Source organism: Ruegeria sp. G12 (assembly GCF_056533565.1).
The window spans coordinates 305,683-313,961 of sequence record NZ_JBQFOO010000005.1 but is presented as its reverse complement, the minus strand read 5'-3'; the positions used below and the strand labels follow the sequence as shown (position 1 = coordinate 313,961).

Sequence of the window (8,279 nt, the reverse complement as noted above, 5' to 3'; positions counted from 1 at the left end):
CCAAAACATTCCCTCAGATGCCACCGTCTCTCCGATGTGTCACCGCCGCTTCCGCCGCGTCCCAAGCGCCTCAGCAGCGCCGGTGAAGGGGGTTCTAAGGTCTACAAACAACCGCCGCAAGCAGAAAATTACAAAAAGGCCAACTTTTTTGCGTTTTCGCTATTTCACGTTGAAAATCAACATGTTAACAGAAGATCAAAGCCGGAAAACAGGCCGCCTCCACGGCTTTTCACGAACACAAGCGACGGCCAACCCGATTCATTCAAATGGCTCACCACTATATATAGAGAGTTCCAGCGAAGCAGGTACTAGGCTGCGCGACTCGAAGCACTTGTTCGATTCACTAAATCCGGCCTCACCGGTCAAAACAACGGCCCAAAACACCGAAGCGTGCCGCTGTTCCCAGCCTTGCGCATCAGGCCGGGATGCGGTCTGGTCCGGTCAGGGGACTTACTGATCCAAATGCGGGACGCTCATGACGCTTGCCACCCAGTATCCGGTTGTTCGCACCGTTGGTTTCGACGGCGTTCTGGTGACGTTTTCCGACACGATGACCGAGGCCGCGAACCGGGCGGCGCTGGCCTTTCGCACCGCCGTTGACCAACAACGCTGGGACGGGGTGAGCGAGACCTCCGCGACGTTGGGATCCGCCTATGTCAGGTTCGACACGCGGCACCTGGCGCATGCAGAGATCGCGCGCCGCCTGTCCGAACTGCTTGAGCAACGGGACTGGTACATCGCTCCGCTGCCGGAACAGCGCAGGCTCTGGCGGGTGCCGACGGTTTACGGGACGGATCTTGCGCCTCAAATGGACGACGCGGCGGCGGCGGCGGGGTTGTCGCCGGAAGACGCCATAGAGCGTCTGGGCCGGTCGCGCGTTCGGGTGCTGACGATCGGCTTTGCGCCCGGGCAACCGTATCTCGGGCCGTTAGAGCCCGAATTCAATATTCCCCGCCTGCAGGAACTGACGCCCATGGTCCCCGAAGGCGCATTGGTTCTGGCGATTTCGCAATTCGTCCTGTTCTCGGGCCCGACCCCCACAGGCTGGCGGCATGTAGGGCAAACCGCGTTCCGGTGTTTCCGCCCGGAGATGGAGCAGAGCTTTGCCTTGAAACCGGGCGATGAAATGATCTTCGAACCCGTGTCCCGCGAAAAGCTGGAAGACATCCGGGCGAACAACAGCGACGGCATGGGCGGCGCGACCTGTCAGGAGATCGGGTCATGAGCCTGATCGTCCACCGGATCGGCCCCGCCTGCACGGTTCAGGATCAAGGCCGCGCGGGGTATCTGGAACAAGGCCTGTCCCGATCTGGTGCCGCAGATATCCTGGCGCTGCACGAAGGGGCGGCATTGCTGCACCAAAGTCCCGATTGCGCAGCTTTGGAAATGGCCGGGATGGGCGGTGCGTTTGAGGCCACCAAACCCACCCGTATCGCCCTGACGGGTGCGCCTATGCAGGCCAGTATTGATGGTGCTCCGGTTGCGTGGAACGCCTCGCATCGCTTGGAAACGGGCCAGCAGCTTGCAATTGGGGCCACTTTGAACGGTGCCTATGGGTATCTGCATGTAGGCGGCGGCATCCAATCCGACCTATTCCTTGGGTCCCGGTCCACGCATCTGACGGCCAAGGTGGGCCGCGCCATTCAGGGCGGAGATGTGCTTGAAACTGTCGCCGACACGGGCGAGGCGGGCCTCCGCCTGATCCCGCAGGACCGGTTTTCGGGCGGCGTGCTGCATGTCATCGCCAGTTTCCAGACCCCGCTGTTCGATCAGGCTACGCTGGACCGGTTCGCGCAGACGGATTTCAAACGCGGCACCCGCGCCAACCGGATGGGCATGCAACTGGAAAGCGACGGAGACGGGTTCGCCGCCAAAGGCCAGCTTAACATCCTGTCCGAGGTCATCACCCCCGGCGACATCCAGATGACCGGCAGCGGAAACCCCTTTATCCTGCTGCCCGAATGCCAGACCACGGGCGGATACCCCCGCATCGCAACCGTTTTGCCCTGCGATATGCCGCGCGCCGCGCAGACACCGGCGGGCGGTGCGCTCCGGTTTGAATTTGTAACGCTGGAACAGGCCATCGCGCTTCAGGCCGCTTTCGAATCCGACCTCGCGCGCCTGCCGCAGCGGGTCGAGCCGCTGGTGCGCGACCCTCATGACATCCCGGACCTGTTGTCCTACCAATTGATCGGCGGAGTGATCTCTGCCACCGACTAAGGAGACTTGCCGATGCCGCGCGTCGATCTGAATGCAGATATGGGGGAGAGCTTTGGCCCCTGGAACATGGGCGATGATGAAAACTTGCTGAAGATAATCACCTCGGCCAATATCGCCTGTGGCTTCCATGCCGGGGATTGGGACGTGATGGCCAAAACCATGGAATTGGCAGCTGAAAACGGTGTGGGCATCGGGGCGCATCCGGGCTTTGCAGACTTGCAGGGCTTTGGTCGCCGCAACATGAAAGTGCCCCATGACTCCTTGCGCAACCTAGTGCGCTATCAACTTGGCGCGGCGCGGGGCATGGCCGCGGCGATCGGGACCCAAGTGCGCCACCTGAAATTGCACGGGGCGCTGGCCAATATGTGTTCGGTCGATATCGACATGGCGCGGGCCTGCTATCAGGGTGCGCTGGACGTGGACCCCGACATTATCATCATGGTGCTGGCCGTCACCAAACAGGAAGAGGCCGTGCGCGAGTTGGGCTGTAAATGGGTGGGCGAGATCTTTGCCGACCGCGCCTATAATGACGACGGCACGCTGGTCGACCGCAGCCTGCCCGGCGCGGTGATCCATGATGCCGCGGTCGCGGGCCCTCGTATCCTGAACATGGTTCGGGAGGGGGCCATCATCACCGAATCCGGCAAGCGGCTGGAAACCTCAATCGACACGATCTGCCTGCATGGCGACGGGCCAACAGCGGTGCAAATCGCCCGCTCGGTCCGGGAAAATCTAATAAGCGGCGGCGTGGATGTGACGAAATTCACCAGATAGTCACGCCCGCGCAATACAGACTACCCAGTTTCTTACTGTTGCCCGGGCGGGCATCTGCCCCTAGCATGCCCGCAAGTGCATGTTCTGAAACCCGTAATTCAAGCAACGTAATTCGCGACAGGGCGGCCCCGCCGCCCCGACCGCTGCCAGGCTTTGCGCAAGGAGGCACCCATGTCTTTCGATCTGATGTCCTATGAACCTCGGGGCGACAAAAAGAACTCGGAGTTCTTTCACGAATACCTGCCCATGATCTATGAGAGGCGCGATAGTTCGGGTGTTGCCGATCAGGTCGGACCGATGCGCGCGATTGTCATTCAGGTCGAGCCGAACGCCATTTTCGACACCATGGTCGAGATGTATGTGATGACCCCCTATCGCCACACGGCCAGCTATCTGGGCTCGACGCATAAATTCGCCGTACTGCATTCGCATCCCGAATACCCGGCGCTGATCCTGATGGCCCCGCTGAGTGAAACGTTCGAGGATTTCATCCCCCGCATCAACCGCATGTACCCGCTGGCGCGGGGCACCCCGCAGACACGATATGTGGGTGAGGTTTTCGGGGCCCGCGATCTGAAAGATCTTGGCAAAACGCTGGAAGATCAGAACATCCGGTTCGAATATGCGGGCGACACCGAGAATCCGTTTTACACGCAACCCGGCTTCCTCTTCACGACGCCGTCGGATTTCACCTGTAACCGGGTCGGCTATTCCACGCTGGATTTCAACGATACCGACAGTCTGGGTCTGGGCGACCGGGTTCTGCTCAGCGACGCCGAAGTAGCGCGTCTGGCCGAGGCCGCCGCCTTTGCCACCGACACCAAGATTGGGCCCCTGATGCTGGGCTTCGACCACCTTGCCACGCGGGTTCTGGCGGGGGAGCGCGAGGATGCGATCCTCGAATTTCTGACGATGGTGCCCTACTATTTCTGGGGGGCGTACAACATCTTCGACATGAACTCGTCGACCAATGTGAACCGCAACGCCAATGTGGATGATGACAAGAAGTCGCCCGCCAAGGTGTTTACGGCCAACAACACGCCGTCCTTCGTGAATTCCTTCGCCAAGCTGCCGATGCCGACCGAGGATTTCGTGCGCAACTATGGTCGCCGCCTGCATCACATGGCGGTCGAGATTCAGGATGGTGATCATGCCGCTGGCGAAAAGAACGTCGATTTCGTGGTCAACACGCTGAAAGACAAAGGCGTGCCGTTCCTGGCTCATGTGGTGGGGGAATGCAAAGACGATCCGAACCTCAAGCAGATCTTCTCAAAGCACTCGAAACTGACGCTGCTGATCACCGAGTATATCGAACGCTGCCATCACTATGACGGGTTCTTCACCAAGGATAACGTCGCCGCCCTGACTGCTGCCGCCGGTCAGGACGAGCAATACGAGCATGGCCACGTCTTTGACTGACAAAAAAGGGCCGCGATCTGATCGCGGCCCTGAATTATTCAGGAGAGAGTGTTTCGGGTCTTATGACGGCCCGATCATGAAACAGGTGACGTTCCGGGCCTGCAACCGGCGGCAAGCCAGATCGGCCTGTTCGCGGGTCATGCCCTGAAATGTCGCCTCAAAGCCGCGCGAGCTTTGGTTCACCTTGCGCAGCGTGCCTTCCAGAGTGGTCATTTCCGACAGGGCCGTTTTCAGCAAAACCTTCTCGGCCTCGTATCGGGTGGTGTAGCGCCCGACATTGACACCCCAAAGATGCCCGCCGGACGAGGACAAACGGGTGACGACCTCTTGCTCGGGCTCGGGTTGCGCGGCAGGCTCGGTCGAGGCCAGCACCAGATTGTCAGGCCGCAGCGCCGGACGTGTGTCCGAGCTTTCGACCGGCGGGGCCGTCGGCGCGATATCGGCCTGTGCGATGGCTGCGGCAATTCCACTTTGGATACGGTCGCGGTTCTGGTCTGCGGTCTCGGCCACGTTGCTGGCCACCTGCGTCACAACCGGACGTCCGATCGGGCGCAGGCTGACCTTGGGCGCGCCGGTCAGACGGGCGATATCGGTCGAAACACCCAGGCCTGTGTTCCCGGCATAGGCAGGCCGGGCCGGTTTACGGATCGGCGCGCGCGACGGGGCACGGCGGAAACCCATGTCGAGCAACTCGGCCACCTTGGCATTGCGCGAGGCACCCGATTTGCCACCAAATACCGTGGCAATGATCCGTTCATCCTTGCGCTTGGCCGAGGCCACAAGGTTGAACCCTGCGGCGCGGGTGTAACCGGTCTTGATCCCGTCTGCGCCTTTATAGGCCGCCAGCAGACGCCGGTTGGTGTTCGGCACGGTCTTGATCCCCGCATGGGTCGATTGGCGCGAAAACAGGTTGTAGTATTGCGGATAATCATACAGCAGATGCCGCCCCAGCGTGGTCATGTCCCGCGCGGTGGACAGGTGCCCGGATTCGGTCAGGCCGTGGGCGTTCTTGAAGGTTGTCCGGCTCATCCCCATCGCCTTGGCAGTGCGCGTCATGCGGCGGGCAAATGCCGCCTCGGACCCGCTGATGGCAATGCCAATGGCTGTGGCCGCGTCATTGGCCGATTTCACCGCTGCCGCCCGGATCAGATAGCGAAACGCAATCCGCTGGCCCGAACGCAGACCCAGTTTCGAAGGCGGCTCGGCCGCGGCCTTCTTGGTGATGCGCACCTGCGTGTCCAAGTCAATCTCACCGTTCCGCACCGCCTCGAACGCAATGTACAGCGTCATCATCTTGGTCAGCGAGGCCGGGTGCAGCCGGGTATCGGCATTCCGCGAATGCAGAACCTCGCCCGTTCGGGCGTCGATCACCATCGCGGCGTAGGGTGCTGCAAGCGCCTTGAGCGGCACAAGCGCCAGCACACACAGGATTGCTATGAGGAATAAGCCCGTCCGGGCCGGAACTGTCCGCCGAATCTGCACGATCTTTGCCTCTGTCTGCCTCGCGCCGCCGGGTATTCCCGGTCAGCCTGTTATTATTTTATTAGCATTCAGGCTAGCACAGGAGAGTCATCAAATAAACCGAAAGCTGTAGGAAACGCAGGATTTGAACGGCCCTTTGCGACCTCTATATCTAGCGGAACCGAGGTCTAACGCACACCAAATGCGCGATCATGGCGGGAACGAGGCAGGTTTGGGCACGGATTTTTGATGACTGCGGCGAAATAGCAACATCAGCTCAGCGCCCGCACCAGATCGGCTAAATCCGCCAGATCCTGCAGCGCGCGGAATCGCGGGTTGTCTGCCGGGGTTTCTGCGTGCTCAACCTCCCACACCAGCCCATGTGGGACGTACACGCCCCAGCAGCCCGCCTGAATCGGGGCCACCACATCTGACCGCATCGAGTTGCCGACCATCATCGCGGCGTCCGGCCCATCGCCATGCTGGCCAAAGATATCGCGATAGGTTCCGGCGGTCTTTTCCGAGACGATCTCGACCCAGTCGAACAGATCGCCCAGCCCCGATTGCGCCAGCTTGCGCTCCTGATCAATCAGGTCGCCCTTGGTGATCAGCCCGACGCGGTGAGAGCCCGACACAGCCTCGATTGCCTCGCGGGCATGGGGCAGCAGTTCGATCGGATGGGCCAGCATCTCTTGCCCCGCGTCGATCAATTGCCGAATGACCGAGGCTGGAACGCGGTCTTCGGTCACCTCGATGGCGGTTTCAATCATCGACAGGGTAAAGCCCTTGATGCCGTACCCATAGTGCTGAATGTTGCGCTTTTCTGCGGCCAACAAACGCTCCATCAGGTGGTCGCGTTCCGCATGATCGACCAGCAGGTCGGCGAAATAGTCCTGGGTCAGTTGAAAAAACCGCTCATTATGCCACAGCGTGTCATCTGCATCGAACCCGATTGTGGTGAGTTTTTTCTGCATCCCATTTCCGCCTGCTTGCTCTTTTCTCTGGCCGCGCCCACGTTATATAAGCGACCAGATAAACCAAAAGCCTGAATCGGACGGTTGCACGCGATGCTGGAAAACCAATGGATGATGTCTGACGACCCGGATGACGACACCGATGCGTCTGTCCTGGTACAGACGCGCCCCAAGACCAAGCGTCCGCCGCTTTATAAAGTGCTGCTGTTGAATGACGACTACACCCCGATGGAGTTCGTGGTGCATGTGCTGGAACGCTTCTTCGGCATGACCCATGCGCAGGCGTTCGAGATCATGCTGACGGTCCACAAGAAAGGCGTGGCCGTGGTGGGTGTATTCAGCCACGAGATTGCCGAAACCAAGGTCGGTCAGGTGATGGATTTCGCCCGCAGGCACCAGCACCCGCTGCAATGCACCATGGAGCGCGAAGAATAACGCGCCCGGCCTGATCGGAATCAGCCATGTCCCCACGTCTGGAACTCGCCTTGCAAAGCGGCCTGTCTCTGTCGCAGCCGCTAACGCTGATCGGCCCCACGCCCGAGACCGACCTGGCCGACCTGCCGCGCGAGACGCAGATCGTGCAGCCGTTCAAACCCTTTCACGACCATTTCGCCAGCCTCGGGTTCGCCACGGTGCCCGAGGCGGATGGCCCCTGTCAGAACGCGATTGTGTTTTTGCCCCGCGCCAAGGCACAGGCCCGGGCGCTGATTCATCAGGCCTGCGCACGTGCGGGCGGCGTGATCGTCGTTGATGGCGCGAAGACCAACGGCGTGGACAGCGTGCTGAAAGACATTCGCAAGCGTGTCTCCGTCGAAGGACCGCTGGCCAAGGCCCATGGCAAGATTTTCTGGTTCCAGTCAAACGAACAAGCCTTCGCCGAGTGGGCTGCGCCCAAGGCGCAGATGGCGGATGGCTATCGCACCGTTCCCGGCGTGTTTTCAGCCGACGGAATCGATCCGGCCTCGGCGCTGCTACTACAATCCCTGCCCGCGCAGCTTGGCCCAAAACTGGCCGATCTGGGGGCCGGATGGGGGTATCTGTCGGCGGGTCTGAATAGCGACAAGATCACATCGCTGTATCTGGTCGAGGCCAACCACGCCGCCCTGACCTGTGCCCGCGCCAACGTACAAAATGAGCGCGTGCAGTTTCACTGGGCCGATGCGGTGACGTGGAAGGCCCCCGAGCCCCTCGACACCGTCATTATGAACCCGCCCTTCCACACCTCGCGCAGCGCCGACCCCGCGCTGGGGCAAGGTTTCATCGCCTCAGCCGCACGCAACCTGACCCGGAACGGCGATCTGTGGATGGTTGCCAACCGCCACCTGCCCTACGAGGCCACGTTGACCGACACGTTCCAGAAAGTACAGGAAGTCGCGGGCGACAATCGGTTCAAGGTGTTTCGCGCCTCTCGCCCTCGGCGATGAGGCCCGC

At 60.9% G+C, this 8,279-nt stretch carries 9 protein-coding genes; 7 read left to right on the top strand and 2 right to left on the bottom strand.

What is annotated here, in order from left to right:
- The 5 genes from ACR0JN_RS14070 to ACR0JN_RS14050 form a co-directional block, all read left to right on the top strand.
- Positions 1-457 (top strand): hypothetical protein (locus ACR0JN_RS14070; RefSeq protein WP_480886435.1); only part of this gene is annotated, 457 nt, incomplete at its 5' end.
- A gap of 18 nt (positions 458-475) precedes the next feature.
- The gene (locus ACR0JN_RS14065) at positions 476-1,225 is read left to right on the top strand and encodes a 5-oxoprolinase subunit B family protein (RefSeq protein WP_480886433.1); all 750 of its coding nucleotides are present in this window, start codon (positions 476-478) and stop codon (positions 1,223-1,225) included.
- A complete protein-coding gene (locus ACR0JN_RS14060) occupies positions 1,222-2,220 on the top strand; it encodes a 5-oxoprolinase subunit C family protein (RefSeq protein ID WP_480886431.1) in 999 nt (332 codons plus the stop codon). The genes ACR0JN_RS14065 and ACR0JN_RS14060 overlap by 4 nt, the downstream gene beginning before the upstream one ends.
- A 12-nt stretch (positions 2,221-2,232) precedes the next feature.
- Positions 2,233-2,994 (top strand): LamB/YcsF family protein, encoded by a 762-nt coding sequence (locus tag ACR0JN_RS14055; RefSeq protein ID WP_480886429.1) that lies wholly within the window; start codon positions 2,233-2,235, stop codon positions 2,992-2,994.
- Between the two features lie 171 nt (positions 2,995-3,165).
- A complete protein-coding gene (locus ACR0JN_RS14050; RefSeq protein WP_480886428.1) occupies positions 3,166-4,413 on the top strand; it encodes a hypothetical protein in 1,248 nt (415 codons plus the stop codon).
- Between the two features lie 60 nt (positions 4,414-4,473).
- Here ACR0JN_RS14050 and ACR0JN_RS14045 read toward each other — a convergent pair whose 3' ends face one another.
- Positions 4,474-5,895, bottom strand: a complete 1,422-nt coding sequence (locus ACR0JN_RS14045) for a D-alanyl-D-alanine carboxypeptidase family protein (protein ID WP_480886426.1) — start codon at positions 5,893-5,895, stop codon at positions 4,474-4,476.
- 251 nt (positions 5,896-6,146) lie between these two features.
- Positions 6,147-6,848 (bottom strand): HAD family hydrolase, encoded by a 702-nt coding sequence (locus tag ACR0JN_RS14040; RefSeq protein WP_480886424.1) that lies wholly within the window; start codon positions 6,846-6,848, stop codon positions 6,147-6,149.
- A gap of 93 nt (positions 6,849-6,941) precedes the next feature.
- Here ACR0JN_RS14040 and clpS point away from each other — a divergent pair, with 93 nt between their 5' ends.
- Both clpS and ACR0JN_RS14030 read left to right on the top strand, forming a co-directional pair.
- Positions 6,942-7,283 (top strand): ATP-dependent Clp protease adapter ClpS, encoded by a 342-nt coding sequence (gene clpS, locus ACR0JN_RS14035; protein ID WP_480886422.1) that lies wholly within the window; start codon positions 6,942-6,944, stop codon positions 7,281-7,283.
- Between the two features lie 26 nt (positions 7,284-7,309).
- Positions 7,310-8,272, top strand: a complete 963-nt coding sequence (locus tag ACR0JN_RS14030) for a class I SAM-dependent methyltransferase (RefSeq protein WP_480886421.1) — start codon at positions 7,310-7,312, stop codon at positions 8,270-8,272.
- Positions 8,273-8,279: the final 7 nt, after the last annotated feature.